The sequence below is a fragment of the Micromonospora sp. NPDC050187 genome, assembly GCF_044459745.1.
Taxonomy (GTDB): Bacteria; Actinomycetota; Actinomycetes; order Mycobacteriales; family Micromonosporaceae; genus Micromonospora.
The window spans coordinates 1-20,411 of record NZ_JBITJH010000026.1; the positions used below are offsets into that span (position 1 = coordinate 1).

A 20,411-nucleotide genomic window follows, 5' to 3' on the forward strand; every position below is an offset into this window, starting at 1 on the left:
TGCGCCCGCTCCGCGGACGACAACCGTCTCCCTGGCATGAACCCTCATCCTCACGAGAATCCACCCCGTTGCAACAACCACTTGAACCCAAGGTGGGGCGACACCCCGACATGCCGCAATCCGTGTCGATCTTGCGGGCGGCGGGCGACGGGGGAGAGACGGAAGCGGAGGGTCAGGCGGAGGCCCGCAGCACCAGTTCGGTGGGGAGGATCAGGGCGGGTTCGACGGTCTCGCCGGCGGCGATGCGCAGCACCTGGCGGGTGCCGGCCCGGCCCAGTTCCAGGATCGGCTGCCGGACGGTGGTCAGCGGCGGCTCGGTGTAGGCAGCCGTCTCGATGTCGTCGAAGCCGATCACGGCCACGTCCTCCGGCACCCGCCGTCCGGCCTCGCGGAGCGTCCGCAGGGCGGCGTGCGCCATCAGGTCGCTGGCGGCGAAGACGGCGTCCAGGTCGGGGTCGGCGGCGAGGAGTTGGCGCATCGCCGCCGCCCCGGACTCGCGGGTGAAGTCGCCGTACGCGACCAGCTCGGGCAGGCCGGCGGCGGCGACGGTGTCCCGGTAACCGGTGAGGCGCTCGATGCCGGCGACCATGTCCTGCGGGCCGGCGATGGTGGCGATCCGCCGACGGCCGGTCTCGACCAGGTACCGCACCGCGCGGGTCACCCCGCCGACGTGGTCCACGTCGACGTACGGGACCGGGGAGTCGCCGAGCCCGCGCCCGCTGCACACCACCGGGATGCCCAGCCGGGCGAGGCGGGCGGGGAGCGGGTCGGCGCCGTGCAGCGAGGCGAAGAGCACCCCGTCGACGTGGCGGCCGGTGGTGTACCGCTCCACCCGCTCCCGTCCGGCCGGCGAGCCGGCGAGCATCAGCACGAGCTGCTTGTCGGCGGCCTCCAGCTCCTGGCTGACCCCCCGGATGATGCCGGGGAAGACCTGGTCGTCGGAGAAGACCCGGGTGGCCGCCTCGGGCATGATCAGCGCGATCGAGTCGGTCCGCTGGGTGACCAGGCTGCGGGCGGCCAGGTTCGGCACGTACCCCAGCTCGGCCACGGCCTGGTGCACCGCGGCCCGGATCGGTTCGGCGACCGTGGTCGAGCCGTTGACCACCCGTGACACGGTCGCCCGCGACACCCCGGCCCGTCGGGCCACCGCCTCCAGCGTGGGTCGCTGCGCCGTCGTCATCCCCGTCACCACCGCTCGTCACAGCCCGTTCCGGGAGATCACCTCCTGGTACCACCGGGCGCTGGCCTTCGGGGTCCGCCGCTGGGTCAGGTAGTCGACGTGGACGATCCCGAACCGCTTCCGGTAGCCCTCGGCCCACTCGAAGTTGTCCAGCAACGACCATACGAGATAGCCGCGCAGGTCCACGCCCCGGCCGATCGCCTCGTGCGCCGCCCGCAGGTGCCCGTCGAGGTAGGCGATCCGGTCGTCGTCGGCCACCTGCCCGTCGCCGGGGCGGACCGGGTCGGGGAAGGCCCCGCCGTTCTCGGTGATCATCATCGGCAGGCCGGGGTAGTCGGTGTGGATCCGCTCCAGCAGGCGGGCCAGCCCGGCCGGCTCGATCGACCAGCCCATCTCGGTGAGCGGACCGGCCGCCGGCAGGAACTCCACCGCCCCGTCGGTGCCCGGCCAGGTCCCGCCGCCCCCGGCCGCGTCGGGCCGCCCGGCCACGTAGGTGGGCTGGTAGAAGTTGATGCCGAGCAGGTCGATCGGCGCGGCGATGGTCTTCTCGTCGCCGTCGCGGATGAAGGTCGGCTCGACGTGCCGGGCGATGTGGGTCAGCATGTCCTCCGGATAGCCCGCACCGGTCAGCGGGTCCAGGAAGATCCGGTTCTGCATGCCGTCGACCAGGCGGACCGCGGCGGCGTCGGCCGCGCTGTTCGGATCGGCCGGCTGGACGTCCGCCGGGTTGAGGGTGATCGAGACGGTCTGCGCGCCGGCCGCGCGGAGCGCGCGGGCCGCCAGGCCGTGCCCGAGCAGCAGGTGGTGCACGGCGGTGAAGGCCGCCCCGGCGTCCTGCACCCCGGGCGCGTGGATCCCGCTGCCGTAGCCCAGGTACGCCGAGCACCACGGCTCGTTGAGCGTGGTCCAGGTGCGCACCCGGTCGCCGAGGCGGGCGTGGACGGCGGTGGCGTACTCGGCGAAGTGCTCGGCGGTCTCCCGGTTGGTCCAGCCGCCCCGGTCCTCGAGGATCTGTGGCAGGTCCCAGTGGTAGAGCGTGACGATCGGATCGATGCCCCGCTCGGCGAGGGAGTCCACCAGCCGGTCGTAGAAGTCCAGGCCGCGCGGGTTGACCGGGCCGGTGCCGTCCGGCCGGATCCGGGACCAGGCCACCGAGAAGCGGTACGCCTGCAGCCCCAGTTCCGCCATCAGCGCCACGTCGTCCCGGTAGCGGTGGTAGTGGTCGCAGGCCACGTCGCCGGTGTGCCCCTGGAAGACCTTCCCCGGCGTACGGCTGAAGGTGTCCCAGATCGACGGGGTGCGACCGTCGTCGTGGGCCGCGCCCTCGATCTGGTACGCGGCGGTGGCCGCTCCCCAGACGAACCCCTCGGGAAATCGCAGCGTGTTCAAGCCTTGACCGCACCTTCCATGATTCCGCCGATGATCTGGCGGCCGAACAGGACGAAGACGAGCAGCAGGGGCAGGGTGGCGATGGCAGTCCCGGTGAACACCTGCGACATGTCCTGGTAGTAGCCGTCCGAGAGTGCTCGCAACGATAGTTGCACGGTCGGGTTCTCCGGGTCGTTGAGTACCGCGTACGGCCACAGGAAGTCGTTCCAGGTGGTCATGAAGGTGAGCAGCCCCAGCACCGCGGTGGCCGGCCGGAGCGCGGGCAGTACCACGTTCCAGTAGATCCGGGCGGTGCTGCAACCGTCCACCCGGGCCGCCTCGATCAGTTCGTTGCTGATCGCCTGGCCGGCGTACTGCCGCATCATGAACACGCCGAAGCCGGTGACCAGGGCCGGGACGATCACCGCCGGCAGCCGGTCGTTCCAGTTCAGCTTGGTCATCAGCAGGTAGAGCGGGATGACGCCGAGCTGGGTGGGGACCATCATGGTCGCCACGATCACCAGCAGCAGCGCGTTGCGTCCCTTGAAGCGCAGCTTGGCGAACGCGAACCCGGCCAGGGTGGAGAAGAACACCACCGAGACGGTGACCGTGGTGGCCACGATCGCCGAGTTGATCAGACCGGCCAGGAAGTACGCGTCGGTGTTGTCGAAGAGCCGGGCGATGTTCGCCCCGAGGTTGCCGCCCGGAGTGACCGGGGGCGGGACCTGCCCCATCGCGTCGCTGGAGCGGCTGGCCACCACGAACATCCAGTAGATCGGGAAGATCGACAGGAAGCCGGCGACGATCAGCGCCGCGTAGGTGAGCCGGCTGGCCGACCAGAGCCGGTTCATCGGCCACCCTCCTTCTTCCGTCCGCCGCCGGCGAGCCGGCGCAGCATCAGTACGTTGATCGCCGCCACGACCGCGATCAGCGCGAAGAGCAGCCAGGCCACCGCCGAGCCGTAGCCGAAGTTGTAGTGGGGGGCGAAGGCGTTCTCGAACATGTACATGGTCACCGTCTGCGACTCCCGCATCGGTCCGCCCCGGATCGGGTTGGTGCCGGAGTGGAAGAGGCGGGGCTCGGTGAAGAGTTGCAGCCCGCCGATGGTGGAGATGATGACGGTGAAGATGATGGTTGGCTTGAGGAGCGGCACGGTGATCGACCAGAACTGCCGGACGCGGTTGGCCCCGTCGATCGCCGCCGACTCGTACAGGTCGCGGGGGATCGCCTGCATCGCGGCCAGGAAGATCAGCGCGTTGTAGCCGGTCCACCGCCAGTCGACCATGGCCGAGATGGCCACCCAGGAGGCGAACCGGTCGGACTTCCAGCCGACCGGGTCCATCCCGACCAGGTCGAGCAGCCAGTTGACCATGCCGAACTCGCGGCCGAAGAGCACGCCGAAGACGATCGCCACGGCGGCGGTCGAGGTCACGTTCGGCACCAGCACCGTCATCCGGAACATCGTCCGTGCCCGCAGTTGCCGGTTGAGCAGGTTCGCCAGCCAGAGCGCGGCGAGCAGCTGCGGGACGGTGGAGATGACGAAGATCCCCAGGGTGTTGACCACCGCGTGCCAGAAGTCCGCGTCGGCCATCAGCTTGGTGTAGTTCTCCATGCCCACGAACGGGTGGTCACTGCCGAGCAGATCCCAGTCGTGCAACGACACCCAGAACGTGTAGCCCAGCGGGTAGAGCCCGAAAACCCCGAAGAGCAGGAAGAACGGCGCGATGTAGAGGTACGGCGACCAGCGCTGGTCGAGCCGGGCGAGGCGTACCCCCTTCGGGGGCCGGGCCGGTGGGGGCGTCGGGGCCCCCACCGGTGGCCGTTGGAGTCCGACGGTCACTTGTCGGCGGCCTTCTTGGCGTTGTTCACCGCGTCCTTCCAGCCCTCCTCGGGGCTGCGCTGACCGAGCTCGACGGTGCGGACGGCGTTCTCCACCTCGGTCCGGACCGCCTGGTTCTTCGGACCCATGTAGACCGGCTTCAGGGTCTTGGCGCCCTCGGCGAAGATCTGCCCGACCGGGGCGTCGGAGAAGTACGGGTTCTTCGCGTCGAGGATCGCCGGGTCGGTCAGCGCCTGGGTGGACGACGGCAGTCGGCCCTTGGTCTTGAACGCGCCGATCTGCCCCTTGGCGTCGGTCAGGAACTTGACCAGCGCGATCGCCTCGGCCTGGTGCTTGCTCTGCTTCGGCACGGCCAGGTGCGAGCCGCCCCAGTTGCCACCCTCGCCGGGCACCCGGGCGATGTCCCACTTGCCCTTGGCGGCCGGGCCGGCGTTGCCCTCGATGACGCCGGTCATCCAGGCCGGGCAGGCGATGGTGGCGAACTTGGCCTGCTTGAACGCGGAGACCCACTCCTCCGACCAGGAGCCGTACTTGCCGGAGAGCCCGGAGTCGACGATGTCCATCGTGGTGTCCCAGGCCTGCCGGACCGCCGGGTTGCTGTCGACCACCAGCTTGCCGCTGGTGTCGTAGTAGTGGTAGCCCGGCCCGTTGCCGGCGGCCTGGAGCACGATGGTGTTGAAGATGTTGGTGGCGGCGTCGAGGAAGGAAGCGCCGGTGTTCTTCGCCTTGAACTGCTCACCGACCGTGATGTAGTCCGCCCAGGTCGGCCAGAGCTTGGAGACCTCGTCCCGTTCGGTGGGCAGTCCGGCCTTGGCGAAGAGGTCCTTGCGGTAGCAGATCGCCATGCCGCCGACGTCGGTGCCGAGACCGATGAGGTGCTTGCCGTCGGCGGTGAGGCCCTGGTTCCAGTTCCACTCCAGGAAGTTGCCCTTCAGTTCACCGGCGCCGTGGTCGAGCAGGTTGACGAAGTTGTCGGGGTTGGCCTTGTACTCGACCATCAACCCCTCTTCGATGGCGACCACGTCCCCCGCACCCTTGCCGGCGGCCAGCCACTGGGTCAGCTTCGGCGAGTACTCGTCGAGGTTGCCGCCGGTGCCCCGCTCGACGATCTTGATGTTGGGGTTGGCGGCCTCGTACTCCCGGTACAGCTCCTCGTAGCCGAACTGGCCGAAGACGTCGACGGTCAGCGTGATCTTGCCGTCCTCGGCGGGCTCGTCGCTCCCGCCGCAGGCGGTGGGGGCGAGCAACGCGGTGGCCGCGACCAGGGCGATCGCCGCCAGGCGGCGGCGCGGATTGGCACCCATCTGTATCGGACCCCTCTCAGGTCGGTATGTGCTGCGGCGGTGAGCCGGTTGGTGGTGAGAGAGCGCTCTCACGCAAGGGTGGTGGGTCCCGGGACCCCTGTCAAGAGAGCGCTCTCCGTCCATATGTCGAAAAAGGCGGGGGCGATCGCGCCCCCGCCTCGTCGCCGCCGTCCCGGCGGTCAGACCACCCGCAGCCCCGCCAACAGCGAGCGGTCCCCGGTCACCTCCAGGGTGCCGAAGTCCACCCGGCCCCGCAGTGCCAGCAGCAGGTCGCTGGCGGTGCCCACCGCGTGCGCCCGCGCGTGGTGGTCGTCGTGGTCGAGGATGGTGCCGGTGTCCAGCAGCGCCACCCCCTCGCCGCGCAGCCGCAGGAACCACTCCTGCCCCGCGTCGGTCGCCACCAGCTGCACCACCCCGCGCCACTGGCCGGGCGCCGGACGCCGGCCCGCCGGCAGGAAGGTGTCCAGCACCTCGCTCACCCCGTCGGCGGCGAGCTTCGCCTCGATCGGCTCACCCGCCGCGATGGCGAGCTGCGCCTCCCAGCGGTGGATCGCGGTCTCGTGCGCCGTCCGGCGCAGCCAGAAGCCGGCCCGCTTCGGCTGCGGCGCCCAGTTCCACGCCGGCACCTCCGGGTCCAGGCCGTCGAGGAGCGCCAGCAAGCGGTCGTACGACTCCTGCCAGACCTGCAACGGGGTGGCACCGGCGGGCACCTCGGGACGCTCCGGGCGCGGCGCCGCCGGAGCGGTGGCCTGCCCCGCGGCGACCCGCTCGTGGGCGAACCGGTAGACCCCGGCGAGATCCAGGACGAGGTCGGTGACCGTCCAGCCGGGGCGGGAGAGGACGGGCGTCTCCGGCGGCGCCTCGGCCACGGCGGCTGCGAACGCCGGGCCCTCTGTCCGGAGCGCGCCGATCCAGAAATCCTTGCTGACGTGCGGTCTGCTCATCGCGATCCTCCCGGGGTGACCGTGCCACCTGTGCCATGTCACGGTTGTTGCCCAGCCTAGGGTGAAAGGCGTGCCAGACGCCTACGCCCAGCCGACAGCTGACACCGATTCCGCCGACGCCCGTTCCCTGGCGAGATACACCACCCTGCGGCTCGGTGGTGTGGCGAACCGACTCGTGACCGCTGCCAGCGCCGAGGAAATCGTACAGAGGGTGCGCGAGGCGTACCGGCGCGACGAACCGGTCCTCCTGGTCGCCGGTGGCAGCAACCTGGTGATCGGGGACGCCGGATTCGACGGCACCGCCGTCCTGGTCCGCTCCCGGGGCTTCCGGGTCGTCGCCGAGGACGCCGACACGGTGACCCTCCGGGTCGCCGCCGGCGAACCCTGGGACGACCTGGTGGCCACCACCGTCGCCAACGGCTGGTCGGGGGTGGAGTGCCTCGCCGGCATCCCCGGCTCGGCCGGCGCCACCCCGATCCAGAACGTCGGCGCGTACGGCCAGGAGGTCGCCGAGACGATCACCGGCGTCCAGGTCTACGACTGCCACGAGGGCACCGTCGGCCGGATCGAGGTGGCCGACTGCGGGTTCGCGTACCGGTCCAGCGTCTTCCGGTACAGCGACCGCTGGGTGGTGCTCTCCGTCGACTTCCGACTGCACCGCTCTCCGCTGTCCACCCCGGTCCGCTACGCCGAACTGGCCCGGGCGCTCGGGGTCGAGGTCGGCGACCGGGTGCCGCTGGCCGACGCCCGCGAGACCGTACGCCGGCTGCGCGCCGGCAAGGGCATGGTGCTCGATCCGACCGACCCGGACACCCGTTCGGTGGGTTCCTTCTTCACCAACCCGGTGCTCGACCGCCCCGCATACGAGCTGCTCCGGGAGCGCGCCGCCGATCTGGGCGAACCGCCGTCCTGGCCAGGCGCGGGGGACGTGGTCAAGGTCAGCGCCGCCTGGCTGATCGACAAGGCCGGCTTCGCCAAGGGGCACCCGGGGCCGGAGGGGGTGGCCATCTCCGGCAAGCACACCCTGGCGCTGACCAACCGCTCCGGCACCGCCAGCACCGCCGCCCTGATCACCCTGGCCCGGCAGATCCGCGACGGGGTGCACGACCGTTTCGGCGTCACCCTGCGCCCGGAGCCCGTCCTGGTCAACTGCGTGGTCTGAGCCGGCCCCCTGGCGGGCTGAGGTGGTAGCAGGGGACCCTTGTTACCGCGGGGCCACGGCGGACCACGGGACGGTGAGTTCACCGAGTCGCCAGCGGCGGGGACGGTCCAGCAGCGGCCAGCCCGCCTCGCGTAGGCCCGCCACCGTCTGCACCCAGCGCTGCCGGGGGCCGAAGGGCGCGTACGCCGCCGTCGCCCGCCAACCGTCGTCGAGCGCCCGGACCAGTTCGTGCACGCGTTCACCGGGGACGTTGCGGTGGATCAGCGCCTTGGGCAACCGTTCCGCCAGGGTGGCCGGGGTGTCCAGGGCGGAGAGCCGGGCGGCCAGGGTGAGCGAGCGCGGGCCGTCGGCGTCGAGCAGCACCCAGCCGCCGAGCCGGCCCAGTTCGTCGCAGGTCCCCTCGACCAGCAACCCGCCCGGGGCGAGCGCGGCGGTCATCGTCCGCCAGGCGGCGGCGACGTCGCGTTCGTCGTACTGGCGGAGCACGTTGAACGCGCGGACCAGGGCGGGCCGGAGTCCGGCCAGCTCGAAGCCGCCCCGGGCGAAGGTGAGCCGGGGCGGGTCGGCGGCGGGGGCGGCGGCGACCACCCGCGCCGGATCGATCTCCAGGCCGACCAGCCGTACGTCGGCGCGGACCCCGGCGGCCAACCGGGCCCGCAGTTCCACGGCGGTGACCGGTGTCGCGCCGTACCCCAGGTCGACGACCAGCGGATCGGTCGCCGCGCGGAGCTGGTCGCCGCAGGTCGCGACGATCCAGTTGTCCACCCGGCGGAGCCGGTTCGGGTTGGTCGTCCCCCGGGTGACCACGCCCTGGGGTCGCTGTGCCACTAGCCCACCCGGTGCACCTTGTGCTGGGCGGCCTGAGCCAGCGGCCGGACCACCAGGCGGTCGACGTTGACGTGCTGGGGGCGGGTGGCGCACCAGGCGATGCAGTCCGCCACGTCGTCGGCGACCAGCGGCTCGGCCACCCCGGCGTAGACCGACGCCGCGCGCTCGGCGTCGCCGTCGAAGCGGACCAGGGAGAACTCGTCGGTCCGCACCATGCCGGGGTCGATCTCCACCACGCGGACCGGTCGGCCGCAGAGTTCCAGCCGGAGCGTGCCGGCGACCGCGGTCTGGGCGTGCTTGGCGGCAACGTACCCGCCGCCGCCCTCGTACACGCCGAGCCCGGCGGTGGAGCTGACGATCACGATCGTGCCGGCGCCGGAGCGTTCCAGCGCGGGCAGCACCGCCTGGGTCACCCGGAGGGTGCCGAGCACGTTCACGTCGTACATCCACTGCCAGTCGCCGATCGAGCCGGACTCCACCGGGTCGAGCCCACGGGCGCCCCCGGCGTTGTTGACCAGCAGGGTGACCGGCCCGGGGGCCCGCTCGACGGCGGCGGCCAGCTCGGCCACGGACTCGTCGGAGGTGACGTCGCACGCGACGGCCGTGGCCGAGCCACCGGCCGCGGCGATCCCGGTGACCAGGTCGGCCAACCGGTCGACGCGGCGTGCGGCGGCGAGCACGTGGAAGCCCTCGGTGGCGAGCCGGCGGGCGGTGGCCGCGCCGATCCCGCTCGACGCTCCGGTGACGATGGCGACAGGGGTCATCCGGCCATTGTCGTCTCCCGGGTGCGAGGTGCGTCCCTCGCGGCCCGGATCCGTCCGTCCGGTGCCGGATGACCTCCGTCACCGATGAGGTCCGTCACGCTCGCCGGACGCCCGGACACATTTCCCGACGCTGATCGGGAAGATGGGATCCGGCGTGCGGGTTGACCGAGAAGCGCCGGTCGTGCGGACGGCATTCACCGTGGTTGAGGGAGCGGACGTGGCGGAGATGCACACCGGTGTCGGTCGTCAGCGTGGTGCCCGGCCGTGGCCCCGACGTATCGCCACGATCTCCGTGCACACCTCGCCGTTGCACCAACCGGGCACCGGCGACGCGGGCGGGATGAACGTCTACATCGTGGAGGTCGCCCGCCGGCTCGCCGCCGCCGGTGTGGAGGTCGACATCTTCACCCGGGCCACCTCCGGTGACCTGCCGCCGGTGGTCGAGATGGCACCGGGCGTGCACGTCCGGCACGTGACGTCCGGCCCGTTGGAGGGGCTCACCAAGGAGGAGCTTCCCGGTCAGCTCTGCGCCTTCACCGCCGGGGTGCTGCGGGCCGAGGCGGCCCGCCCGCCCGGCTGGTACGACCTCATCCACTCCCACTACTGGCTCTCCGGGCAGGTCGGCTGGTTGGCGAAGGAGCGCTGGGGGGTGCCGCTGGTGCACACCGCGCACACCCTGGCCAAGGTGAAGAACGCCCAGCTCGCGGCCGGGGACCGGCCCGAGCCGAAGGCCCGGGTGATCGGCGAGGAGCAGGTCGTCGCCGAGGCGGACCGGCTGGTCGCCAACACCCGCGTCGAGGCCCGCGACCTGATCGACCGGTACGACGCCGTACCGGCCTGGGTCACCGTGGTCGAACCCGGTGTCGACCTGGACCGGTTCCGCCCCGCGGCGGGCGACCCGGTCCTGGCCCGGCGCGCCGCCCGCCGCCGGCTCGGCCTGCCCACCGAGGGGTACGTGGTCGCCTTCGTCGGCCGGATCCAACCGTTGAAGGCCCCGGACGTGCTGGTGCGCGCGGTCGCCGCGTTGCGCGCCCGTGACCCGCTCCTCGCCGACCAGGTGACCGTGGTCATCGTGGGTGGCCCCAGCGGGAGCGGCCTGGACCGGCCGACCTCGTTGATCGAGTTGGCCGCCACCCTCGGGGTCGCCGACCGGATCCGCTTCCTGCCGCCGTGCACCGGGGACGACCTGCCGGCCCTGTACCGGGCCGCCGACCTGGTCGCGGTGCCGTCGTACAACGAGTCGTTCGGCCTGGTGGCCCTGGAGGCGCAGGCCTGCGGCACACCTGTGGTGGCGGCGGCCGTCGGCGGTCTGGTGACCGCGGTCCGCGACCAGGTGAGCGGGGTGCTGGTCGACGGGCACGACCCGACCGCCTGGGCGGGCACGATCGGGCAGCTCCTGCCGGACCGGCCCCGGCTGACGGCCCTGGCCCGGGGGGCGGTGCGCCACGCCGCGCACTTCTCCTGGGACCGGACGGTGCACGGGCTGCTCGCGGTCTACCGGGAGACGATCGCCGACAACCGGGACCGGCTCACCTCTGAACTGGCCGCCGACGGCGCGGTGCTCTCCTGCGGCTGACATGACCGAGCGGACGGCCCGGCCGAGCGGCGGACTCGACCGAGCGGCTGGCGTTACCGAGCGGCCGACTCGCCCGAGCGGACGGCCCGGCCGAGCGGGTGGACCCGAGCCGGTGGACCGGGGCGGGCCGCCGCCGGCGGTCGTAGAGTGGGGTCGATGAGCGCGAAGAGCGAGGTTGTCGCCCTGATCGGGGCCTACTGCGCGGAGCGGGAGCTGGAGCACGAGGCAACCGGCCCCGCGTCGGTCGCGGTCACCCTGCCCGGCACCCACAAGCTGAAGACGATCTGCAACCTGGTCGTCGGCGACCATGCGCTGCGCGTCGAGGCGTTCGTGATGCGTCAGCCGGATGAGCGGCGCGAGGAACTCTGGGCCTGGCTCCTGCAACGCAACGCCCGCATGTACGGGGTGGCTTTCTCGATCGACACCGTGGGCGACGTCTACCTGACCGGCCGGGTCAACCTCGCCGGGCTGGACGCCGACGAGTTGGACCGGCTTCTCGGCGCGGTGCTGACCTACGCGGACGAGTCGTTCGACACGATGTTGGAGATCGGCTTCGGCACGGCGATCCGCCGCGAGTGGGAGTGGCGGGTGAAGCGGGGCGAGTCGACCGCGAACCTCGCCGCGTTCGCCCACCTCTTCGTCCCCTCGTCCAGCGCCGGTGAACCGCCGTCGCCGAGCAACGGCGAACGGCCGGCGGCTACCGGCGGCGGCGAACGGCCGGCGGCCACCGGTGACGGCCCGTCAGCCACCGCCGACCGATCGGCGGTCCGCACCGACGACGACCGGGCGGAGTGACCGGGGCCGGACGGTTCCGGGGCGTCCGGCGGTTCGGAACCGGCCTGACGGGTATGCCGCACATCGCGCGGTGCGGCACGGGGACCCACCGCGACGACGGACTGTCGAGGAGCGTGAGCGTCCCATGGCTCAGCGGAACAGCTCTGGTCGCGGCGGGACCGCGACGACGAGACGGCGGACGGAAAGTCGGCAGACCTCCACGTCCGATCTCGCGCAACTGCGGGTGGACGAGATCCGTGAGCGGCTGCGGGCGTACGGGATCTCGGGTGTCTCCCGGTTGCGCAAGCCGGAACTGATGCAGGCCCTGGCGAGGGCGGAGCGTCGCGGCGGAGCCGGCAAACGGAGCACCGGCCCGTCCGGACGGGCGGCCGCGGGCGGCCGGCGGAGCGCGCCGGCGCGGGCGGCGTCCACGGGGGCGTCCACGACGTCCACCCGCGCCGGGCAGGGCAGGTCGGAGCGGAAGACCCGGGCGGCCGCGACGCCGAGCCGGACGGCCACCCGCACCGGGCGGGCCTCGTCCCGGTCGGTGACTTCGTCCCAGCGGATCGAGTCGACCGCGGACCGACCGGAGCGTCCCGGGCGCAGTCTGGTCACCACCAACCACGACGTGATCCAACGCTGGGCGCGGGCACGCGGGGCGAAACCGGCCACCATCACCGGTACCGAGCGCGACGGTCGGGCCGGGGTGCTGACGTTCGATCTTCCCGGGTACCGGGAGAGCCGGCGGCTGCGCCAGATCACCTGGAACGACTGGTTCCGCACCTTCGACGAGCGTCGGCTGAACCTGATCTACCAGGAGCAGCTGCGGGACGGCCGGCCCAGCAACTTCTTCCGGACCGAGTCACCCGATCGGGAGGACGCGTGACCTGTTTACCGGAATGCGGGGCGGGTATGCCGACGTTGTCAACGGTGGAGTCAGGTAACCGGCTGTGACCGGCGAGACAGCCCGAAACGGTTGTCTTCGGATACTGACCGAACTAGCTTTATTGCCCTACGCCGCGCTTGGAAACGTTCGGGGGAGCGGCGGATCGAGCAGATCCGCGCACCAGGCGTGACGTAGGGGGACGGGTGGACCATCGCCGTTGGGGGACGGCGCCCACCTGTTGAACCGGCGGCGCGAGCGGGCGACGCTTACGGGGGTGAGTGTCGCCCGCCGCCGCCGGGTGAGCGATGCGGGCGTCCAATCCGACCAAGGTCGGGCAGGACGCCCGCTTTCGCGTTCCACGGGCCGCCCGGACGGAACAGGCGCCTGGACCCCCCACTCCCGAGAGCCGGCCTCCCGGGGTTCGTCAGCGGGGCGTGGAGGGTTCGGCCGGTGCGGTCGCCGCGGCCTCCGCCGCCTGCGGGGCGGGTGGCACGAGGACGGTGGCCGGCTCGGCCGGCGTGCCGGCCGACGGGCGCAGCGCGACGGCCCGCCGTTCCCGGGCCGGCCCGGAGAGCAGGTGGGCGGCGGCGATGACCCCACCGATCACGGCGCAGCCCAGCCAGAGCGTGACGTTGCCCGCCTCCTGCCGGACCAGGCCGCCGAGGATCGGCGCGGCGGCCCCGGCGATCTGCCAGGAGAGCGAGAACACGCCCTGGTAGCGTCCGCGCAGCTCGGCCGGGGAGAGTTCGGCGATCAGCGTGGAGTTCGACGGGGAGTTGAGCATCTCGCCGAGGGTCCAGATCAACACGGTGAGCCCGTAGAACCAGGCCGCCTCGGCGAAGGCGGTCAGCCCGAAGCCGACGCCCATCACGACGGCGGCGAGGGCGAGCACGTGGGACCGGCTGCGCCCGCGGATCAGCCGGGGGACGAACAGCTGACCCACCACGATCAGGACGCCGTTGAGCGCGATCACCGATCCGTACGTCGTGGTGGAGAGGCCGTCCTCGCCCATGGCGATCGGCAGCATCGAGATGTGCTGGAGGAAGATCAGCGCGCTGAGCAGGTTGAGCGCCACGAAGCCGAGGTAGATCCGGTCGCTGAGGATGGTGCGCAGGGCACCCCGGGGAGCGGTCGCGCCGCCGACCCGGACGCTCGGCTGCCGGGTCTCCCGCACCTTGACGAAGATGACCACGGCGGTGGTCAGCGTGGTGACGGCGTCGATGACGAAGAGCAGCAGGTAGTCGACCTCGGCGGCGAGACCGGCGAGCACGGCGGCACTGGCGAAGCCGAGGTTGATGGCCCAGTAGTTGAGGGAGAAGGCCCGGAGCCGGTCCCGCTCCGGGACCACGTCGATCATCATCGCCCCGAAGGCCGGCCGGGAGGCCTCGGCGAAGAGGCCGAGCAGCAACGCCCCGGTGGCCACCGCCCACAGCGGGCGGGCGAAGCCCAGCGCCAGCATCATGGTGGCCGCGCCGACATGTGCGGTGAGCAGTGTGGGCTTGCGTCCCCAGCGGTCGGTGAGCATGCCGCCCACGGTCGTGCCGACCGCTCCGCCGACACCCCAGAGCCCCAGCACCAGGCCGGCCTGGAGTTCGGAGAAGCCGCGCTCCTGGGTCAGATAGATGGCGAGGAAGACCAGGACGAACGAGCCGAGCCGGTTGATCAGGGTGCCGGCCCAGAGATACCAGAAGGTGGTCGGTAGGCCGCCGGTCGTCTCCTGGAACCAGCCCCGTACCGTCCGCACGCCCGCGCCCCCGCTGTCGTAATGACCGATCGTTGTGTAGTGCCTTACGCAACCTAGTCCCGGGCCCCTGCGCGGGTCACCCGCTTTTCCACGTGGTGGTCGTCACCACCTCCCGCCGCGTGTCCGGACCACGGTTCGGGCAGGATGATCCCCATGACTGTGAGCGAAGGGCCCACCGTCGGGACGCTGGTCCTGCTGCGGCACGGCGAGAGCGACTGGAACGCCAAGAACCTCTTCACCGGCTGGGTCGACGTCGACCTGACCGCCAAGGGTGAGGCCGAGGCGCGTCGTGGCGGCGAGCTGCTGCGCGAGCACGACCTGCTCCCCGACGTCGTGCACACCAGCCTGCTGCGCCGGGCGATCCGCACGTCCGAGCTGGCGCTGCACGCCGCCGACCGGCACTGGATCGCGGCGCGCCGGTCCTGGCGGCTCAACGAGCGCCACTACGGCGCCCTGCAGGGCAAGAACAAGAAGCAGACCCTCGACGAGTACGGCGAGGAGCAGTTCACGCTCTGGCGCCGCTCGTACGACACCCCGCCGCCGCCGATCGACGACGCCGACGAGTGGTCCCAGGCCGGCGACCCCCGGTACGCGCTGCTGCCGACCGAGCTGATGCCGCGGACCGAGTGCCTCAAGGACGTCGTCGAGCGGATGCTGCCGTACTGGTACGACTCGATCGTGCCGGACATCCTCGCCGGCCGGACGGTCCTGGTGGCCGCGCACGGCAACTCGCTGCGTGCCCTGGTCAAGCACCTGGACCAGATCTCGGACACCGAGATCGCCAAGCTGAACATCCCCACCGGGATCCCGCTGCGCTACGACCTCGACCCGCAGCTGCGCCCGCTCACCCTGGGCGGCACCTACCTCGACCCGACCGCTGCCAAGGCCGCCGCCGCGGCCGTCGCCAACCAGGGCCGCTGACCACCCGCCTGCGTGTTAGCAGGGGTCCCTTGTTACCGCTTTTTGCGTAGCAGGGGACCCCTGCAACCACCCCGGGCGGGCGGCGGCGCCTCAGACCGGCTCGCCGGTGACCAGGTAGACCACGTGCTCGCCGGCGTTCACCGCGTGGTCGGCGAAGCGCTCGTAGAACCGGCCGAGCAGCGTCGCGTCGATCGCCGTCTCCACCCCGTACGGCCAGGCCTCGTCGAGCAGCACCCCGAAGAGACTGCGGTGCAGGTCGTCCATGGCGTCGTCGTCACGGTCCAGTTCGGCGGCGAGATCCGCGTCCGGGTCCGCCAGCACCGAGGCGATCTTCCCTGCCATCCGGTCCGCGATCTCGGCCATGTCGGTGAAGATCGGCCGTAGTTCGGCGGGGACGGCGGGGGAGGGGTGCCGCCGCAGCGCGGTCTTGGCGACGTGGTCGGCGAGGTCGCCCATCCGCTCCAGGTCGGCCGCGACGTGCAGCGCGGTGATCACCGCCCGCAGGTCCGAGGCGACCGGAGCCTGCCGGGCGAGCAGCTCGCAGACGCGTTCCTCGACGTCCCGGTAGAGGCCGTCGATCTCGGCGTCCCGCACGATCACGATCTCGGCCGCCTTCCGGTCGGCGGTGAGCAGTGCCCGGGTGGCCTGCCGCATGGCGGCCCGGATTCCCCCGGCCATGTCCACCAGCAGCTGGCTGACGGTCTGCAGTTCGGCCCGGAACTCGTCGCGCATGGTCACGTCCTGTGGTCGGTGGCCGCCCTGGATCTCGGCGGCGCGGGTGGGTGGCCGCCCCTGCGGGGCGGGGCGGGCGAGGGTCGGTGGTCGCCCGGGACGGGGCGGTCCTCGCCGCCCTGGAGTCGGCGGCGCGGTTCGGTGGCCGTCCCGCCGACCGGGCGACGCGGTGGGTGCGGCGCCAACCGTAGGGGCGGGAGGCGGAGTCGGGGTGAACCACGGTGAACGCCCACCGTCGGGATGGTGAACACTCCCGGAAGTGAGAGTGATTCGGCCCATTCTGCACGGTTGCCAGGTGAACAATGACCCTACGATCGCCGGGTGGACTGGGCAACGACGGTCGGCGTGGTGCTGGCCCTGGTGATCGGGCTGGTCACCGGGCTCCTGCTGGCCCGGTACGCCCTCCGGTCGCGCGCCTCGGGCACGAGCGCCGCAGGATCCGGGTGGAACACGGCAGGAAGGCCCGCGATGCCCGACGACCAGCAGGCAGGCCTCTCCGGCCTCGGCCGTAGAACGATCGACTCACTCCGGGCCGGCGTGGTGGTGCTCGACTCCGACGATCAACCGGTGCTGGTCAACCCGGCCGCCCGGGCGATGGGGCTGCTCCGGACCGGCACCACTCCCGGTTCGATGGCCGCCCACCCGTTGATCCGTACCCTCGCCGGGCAGGTGCGGCGCACCGGCGTGCGTCGCGAGATCGAGCTCGACCTGCCCCGGGGCCGCGACAACGTCGGACCGGACCCGCTCGGGGTGCACCTGCGGGCGATGGGTATCGGCGGCGGTCACGTCGCCGTCGAGGCCGTCGACGTGACCGAGTCGCACCGCCTCGCCCGGGTCCGCCGCGACTTCGTGGCCAACGTCAGCCACGAGCTGAAGACCCCGATCGGTGCGCTCCAACTGCTCGCCGAGGCGCTGCTCGACGCCACCGAACCGGCCGTCCCGAGCATCGCCGGAGCGGCGGGTCCGACCGCCGCCGACCGGTCGGAGGACGTGGCGGCCGCCCGACGGTTCGCCGAACGGATCCAGCACGAGTCGACCCGGCTGGGCCGGTTGGTGCACGAGCTGCTGGAGCTGACCCGGTTGCAGGGTGCCGAACCGCAGCCCGCCCCCGAGCCGGTGGCGGTGGACTGGGTGATCGCCGAGGTGCTCGACCGGACCCGCACCACGGCCGCCGCCCGGCGGGTGGCCATCGCTGTCGAGGGCGGGCGGGGTCTGACCGTGTACGGCAACGACAACCAGATCGCGACGGCCGTGGCGAACCTGGTGGAGAACGCGATCATCTACTCCGGCGCGGACACCACCGTCACCGTCACGGTCAGTAGTGACGACGAGCATGTCCGGGTCGCCGTCGCGGACCAGGGCATCGGTATCGCCCCCACCGACGTGGACCGGATCTTCGAGCGGTTCTACCGCGCCGACCAGGCCCGTTCCCGCTCGACCGGCGGCACCGGCCTGGGTCTGGCGATCGTCAAGCACATCGCGAGCAACCATGGCGGACGGGTCGACGTGTCGAGCACTCTTGGTGGTGGCTCGACGTTCACCCTCCGGTTGCCCGCCCGTCCGCCGGACGACCTGGCGGCGACACTCCAGTCCGCTGAGATCGAGGCCGGCCCGGCCGAGCTCCGGCAGGTCTGACCGTACCGAAAGGAAACCCCTGGTGAGCCGCGTTCTGGTGGTCGAGGACGAGGAGTCCTTCTCCGACGCCCTGTCCTACATGCTTCGGAAGGAGGGCTTCGAGGTGTCGGTCGCCGCGACCGGGACCTCCGCCCTCACCGAGTTCGACCGGACGGGCGCGGACATCGTCCTGCTCGACCTGATGCTCCCGGAGATGTCCGGTACGGAGGTGTGCCGCCAGCTCCGCCAGCGCTCCCACGTGCCGATCATCATGGTCACCGCCCGGGACAGCGAGATCGACAAGGTGGTCGGCCTGGAGATCGGGGCGGACGACTACGTCACCAAGCCGTACTCGCCGCGCGAGCTGGTCGCCCGGATCCGGGCGGTGCTGCGGCGGCAGAGCGTCGAGGCGGCCGAGACGGGCGGGCCGACGCTGGCCGCCGGCCCGGTCCGGATGGACATCGAACGGCACGTGGTGACCGTCGACGGTGCGCCGGTGCAGCTCCCGCTCAAGGAGTTCGAGCTGCTGGAGCTGCTGCTGCGCAACGCCGGTCGGGTACTCACCCGGGGGCAGTTGATCGACCGGGTCTGGGGCGCGGACTACGTCGGCGACACCAAGACCCTCGACGTGCACGTCAAGCGCCTGCGCTCGAAGGTCGAGCCGGAGCCGTCCGCGCCGCGCTACATCATCACGGTGCGGGGCCTGGGCTACAAGTTCGAGCCGTAGGCCCGTCCGGCTGAGGTGGTAGCCGGCTGAGGTGGTAACAGGGGACCCCTGCTCATCACCAGGCGGTAGCAGGGGACCCCTGCTACCACCCAACCCCAACCCACTCCGCCCCGGCGGTCAGGACGGGGTGGCCGGGTGGGGGGCGACGAGGCCCTGCCGGTGGCGGGCCGCGCACAGTTCGGTGAGCTTGACGTACGCGGGCTCGCCGATCAGCGCGGTCAGCTCCGGCCCGTAGGACAGGTACATCGGCTCGCCGCCGACGTGCGCGTCCGGCGACGAGGTGCACCACCAGTCCAGGTCGTGCCCGCCGGAGCCCCAGCCCCGCCGGTCGAACTCGGCCAGCGTGGTCACCAGCACCTTGGTGTTGTCCGGTCGATTGCTCCACTCCTGGTCCCGCCGGATCGGCAGCTGCCAGCAGACGTCCGGCTTGTACTCCAGCGGGTGCGCCCCGTCCCGCAGCGCCTGGGCGTGCAGCGCGCAGCCGCCCCCGGCCGGGAAGTCGGCGTCGTTGAGGAATACGCACGGGCCGTCGATGCCCTGGGTGGCGGTCCGCCGGGCCGGGTTCTTGCCGTCGACGGTGTCCATCTCGGTCCAGTTCTTGAACCCACGCCGGTGGTGCTGCCAGGTCTGCGGCGTGAGCCGCTTCGCGGCGGCGCGGACCCGCTTCTCGTCGTCGGCGTCGGTGAAGAACGCGCCGTGCGAGCAGCACCCGTCCGCGGCCCGTCCGGCGACGATGCCGTGGCAGCCCCGGCCGAAGACACACGTCCAGCGGGAGAGCAGCCAGGTCAGGTCGGCGCGGACGACGTGCCGGTCGTCGGCCGGGTCGACGAACTCGACCCATTCGCGGGGGAAATCCAGCGGCACCTCCCGGCTGCGCGGGTCAGCCGGCTCGTCCACCAGCACTCGGATCTCCATCCGGCCAGCCTACGCCGGGTGCGGCCAACCGGCAGGCGAGCCGCGTACGCGGGCGGGCTCTAGGGTCTTCACCATGCGACTGGGTGTCCTCGACGTCGGTTCCAACACGGTGCACCTGCTGGTGGTGGACGCGCACCACGGTGCCCACCCCTGGCCGGCGCACTCCGAGAAGGTGGTGCTCCGCCTCGCCGAGCAGATCGGCCCGGACGGCGCGTTGACCCGGGCGGGCGCGGACGCGCTGGTCGAGGCGGTCGGCATGGCCCGGCAGGCGGCCGTCGGCCTGGACACCGACGACCTGATCGCGTTCGCCACCTCCGCCGTCCGCGACGCCACCAACGGCGCCGAGGTGCTGGCCCGGGTCCGGGACGAGACCGGCGTACGGCTGGAGGTGCTCGCCGGGGCGGACGAGGCCCGGCTGACCTTCCTGGCGGTACGGCGCTGGTTCGGCTGGTCCGCCGGCCGGCTGCTGGTGCTGGACATCGGCGGCGGTTCGCTGGAGGTGGCCGCCGGTATCGACGAGGACCCGGACGTGGCGGTCTCGCTGCCGCTCGGCGCGGGCCGGCTGACCCGGGAGCGTCTGGGGGTGGACCCGACCACCGCCACCCCGCCCCCCGCCGAGGTCGTCGACGACCTGCGGGAGTACGTCGACGGAAAGCTCGACCCGGTGGTCGAGCAGATGGCCGGGGTGGGCTGGGACCGACCGGTGGTCACCTCGAAGACGTTCCGGACGCTGGCCCGGCTGGCCGGCGCGGCCCCGTCCAGCGCCGGTCTCTGGGCCCCCCGCCGGCTCACCCGGACCGGACTGCGGCAGGTGCTCACCTTCATCCGGCACATCCCGCCCGTCCAGCTCGCCGAACTGGAGGGGGTCAGTGCCGGCCGCTCGCACCAGCTCCTGGCCGGGGCGGTGGTGGCCGAGGCGGTGCTGCGTCGGCTGGACGTCGAGGCGCTGGACGTCTGCCCCTGGGCGCTGCGGGAGGGGGTCATCCTCCGCCGACTGGACCAGCTCGGACCGGTGTGAGCGACCGGCCAGGGTCGGTGTGGGCGACTGGCCGGGATCCGTGTGATCGGATCCGGAGGTTACGGGCGGTTTGCGACTGCTCGTCACGATGCCGTCATCGACGCGGGCTACCCT

At 72.2% G+C, this 20,411-nt stretch carries 19 protein-coding genes; 8 read left to right on the forward strand and 11 right to left on the reverse strand.

Annotated features, from left to right (window positions below; all coding sequences use genetic code 11):
* Positions 1-172: 172 nt before the first annotated feature.
* From ACIBJE_RS27735 to ACIBJE_RS27760, 6 genes are all read right to left on the reverse strand, one after another.
* A complete protein-coding gene (locus tag ACIBJE_RS27735; protein ID WP_396753217.1) occupies positions 173-1,180 on the reverse strand; it encodes a LacI family DNA-binding transcriptional regulator in 1,008 nt (335 codons plus the stop codon).
* An 18-nt stretch (positions 1,181-1,198) separates the two neighbouring features.
* Complete coding sequence (locus tag ACIBJE_RS27740; RefSeq protein ID WP_396753218.1) at positions 1,199-2,569, reverse strand: GH1 family beta-glucosidase; 1,371 nt, start codon at positions 2,567-2,569, stop codon at positions 1,199-1,201.
* Positions 2,566-3,399 (reverse strand): carbohydrate ABC transporter permease, encoded by an 834-nt coding sequence (locus tag ACIBJE_RS27745; RefSeq protein WP_396753219.1) that lies wholly within the window; start codon positions 3,397-3,399, stop codon positions 2,566-2,568. Before ACIBJE_RS27745 ends, ACIBJE_RS27740 begins: the two co-directional genes overlap by 4 nt.
* Entirely contained in the window at positions 3,396-4,361 is a 966-nt protein-coding gene (locus tag ACIBJE_RS27750; protein ID WP_396753276.1) for a carbohydrate ABC transporter permease, read from the reverse strand. Before ACIBJE_RS27750 ends, ACIBJE_RS27745 begins: the two co-directional genes overlap by 4 nt.
* 23 nt (positions 4,362-4,384) lie before the next feature.
* The gene (locus ACIBJE_RS27755; RefSeq protein WP_396753220.1) at positions 4,385-5,692 is read right to left on the reverse strand and encodes an ABC transporter substrate-binding protein; all 1,308 of its coding nucleotides are present in this window, start codon (positions 5,690-5,692) and stop codon (positions 4,385-4,387) included.
* A gap of 179 nt (positions 5,693-5,871) precedes the next feature.
* On the reverse strand, positions 5,872-6,636 hold the full coding sequence (locus ACIBJE_RS27760) for a maleylpyruvate isomerase N-terminal domain-containing protein (protein ID WP_396753221.1): 765 nt from the start codon (positions 6,634-6,636) through the stop codon (positions 5,872-5,874).
* A gap of 70 nt (positions 6,637-6,706) precedes the next feature.
* Here ACIBJE_RS27760 and ACIBJE_RS27765 point away from each other — a divergent pair, with 70 nt between their 5' ends.
* Positions 6,707-7,798, forward strand: a complete 1,092-nt coding sequence (locus ACIBJE_RS27765; protein WP_396753222.1) for a UDP-N-acetylmuramate dehydrogenase — start codon at positions 6,707-6,709, stop codon at positions 7,796-7,798.
* 42 nt (positions 7,799-7,840) lie between these two features.
* On the opposite strand, the gene ACIBJE_RS27770 is transcribed toward ACIBJE_RS27765, so the two are convergent.
* Positions 7,841-8,626, reverse strand: a complete 786-nt coding sequence (locus ACIBJE_RS27770) for a class I SAM-dependent methyltransferase (protein WP_396753223.1) — start codon at positions 8,624-8,626, stop codon at positions 7,841-7,843.
* Complete coding sequence (locus ACIBJE_RS27775; RefSeq protein WP_396753224.1) at positions 8,626-9,390, reverse strand: SDR family NAD(P)-dependent oxidoreductase; 765 nt, start codon at positions 9,388-9,390, stop codon at positions 8,626-8,628. The genes ACIBJE_RS27770 and ACIBJE_RS27775 overlap by 1 nt, the downstream gene beginning before the upstream one ends.
* A gap of 142 nt (positions 9,391-9,532) precedes the next feature.
* On the opposite strand from ACIBJE_RS27775, the gene mshA reads away from it, so the two are divergent.
* The 3 genes from mshA (at position 9,533) to ACIBJE_RS27790 (ending at position 12,626) form a co-directional block, all read left to right on the forward strand.
* On the forward strand, positions 9,533-10,966 hold the full coding sequence (mshA, locus tag ACIBJE_RS27780) for a D-inositol-3-phosphate glycosyltransferase (protein ID WP_396753225.1): 1,434 nt from the start codon (positions 9,533-9,535) through the stop codon (positions 10,964-10,966).
* Positions 10,967-11,122: 156 nt separating this feature from the next.
* Positions 11,123-11,761: a YbjN domain-containing protein gene (locus ACIBJE_RS27785; RefSeq protein ID WP_396753226.1), complete on the forward strand. Its 639-nt coding sequence runs from the start codon at positions 11,123-11,125 to the stop codon at positions 11,759-11,761.
* Positions 11,762-11,885: 124 nt separating this feature from the next.
* Positions 11,886-12,626: a hypothetical protein gene (locus ACIBJE_RS27790; RefSeq protein ID WP_396753227.1), complete on the forward strand. Its 741-nt coding sequence runs from the start codon at positions 11,886-11,888 to the stop codon at positions 12,624-12,626.
* A gap of 424 nt (positions 12,627-13,050) precedes the next feature.
* On the opposite strand, the gene ACIBJE_RS27795 is transcribed toward ACIBJE_RS27790, so the two are convergent.
* Positions 13,051-14,370, reverse strand: a complete 1,320-nt coding sequence (locus tag ACIBJE_RS27795) for an MDR family MFS transporter (protein ID WP_396753228.1) — start codon at positions 14,368-14,370, stop codon at positions 13,051-13,053.
* Between the two features lie 153 nt (positions 14,371-14,523).
* On the opposite strand from ACIBJE_RS27795, the gene ACIBJE_RS27800 reads away from it, so the two are divergent.
* The gene (locus ACIBJE_RS27800) at positions 14,524-15,291 is read left to right on the forward strand and encodes a phosphoglyceromutase (RefSeq protein ID WP_396753229.1); all 768 of its coding nucleotides are present in this window, start codon (positions 14,524-14,526) and stop codon (positions 15,289-15,291) included.
* Positions 15,292-15,381: 90 nt separating this feature from the next.
* Here ACIBJE_RS27800 and phoU read toward each other — a convergent pair whose 3' ends face one another.
* Entirely contained in the window at positions 15,382-16,023 is a 642-nt protein-coding gene (gene phoU / locus ACIBJE_RS27805) for a phosphate signaling complex protein PhoU (RefSeq protein ID WP_396753230.1), read from the reverse strand.
* Between the two features lie 321 nt (positions 16,024-16,344).
* Between phoU and ACIBJE_RS27810 the strand changes: the two genes are divergently transcribed.
* Both ACIBJE_RS27810 and ACIBJE_RS27815 read left to right on the forward strand, forming a co-directional pair.
* Positions 16,345-17,658, forward strand: a complete 1,314-nt coding sequence (locus ACIBJE_RS27810) for a sensor histidine kinase (protein ID WP_396753231.1) — start codon at positions 16,345-16,347, stop codon at positions 17,656-17,658.
* Between the two features lie 22 nt (positions 17,659-17,680).
* Positions 17,681-18,364, forward strand: a complete 684-nt coding sequence (locus ACIBJE_RS27815) for a response regulator (RefSeq protein WP_396753232.1) — start codon at positions 17,681-17,683, stop codon at positions 18,362-18,364.
* Positions 18,365-18,481: 117 nt separating this feature from the next.
* Here the strand turns inward: ACIBJE_RS27815 and ACIBJE_RS27820 are convergent, their stop codons facing one another.
* Positions 18,482-19,279: a hypothetical protein gene (locus ACIBJE_RS27820; protein ID WP_396753233.1), complete on the reverse strand. Its 798-nt coding sequence runs from the start codon at positions 19,277-19,279 to the stop codon at positions 18,482-18,484.
* Positions 19,280-19,352: 73 nt separating this feature from the next.
* On the opposite strand from ACIBJE_RS27820, the gene ACIBJE_RS27825 reads away from it, so the two are divergent.
* On the forward strand, positions 19,353-20,297 hold the full coding sequence (locus ACIBJE_RS27825; RefSeq protein ID WP_396753234.1) for a Ppx/GppA phosphatase family protein: 945 nt from the start codon (positions 19,353-19,355) through the stop codon (positions 20,295-20,297).
* Positions 20,298-20,411: the final 114 nt, after the last annotated feature.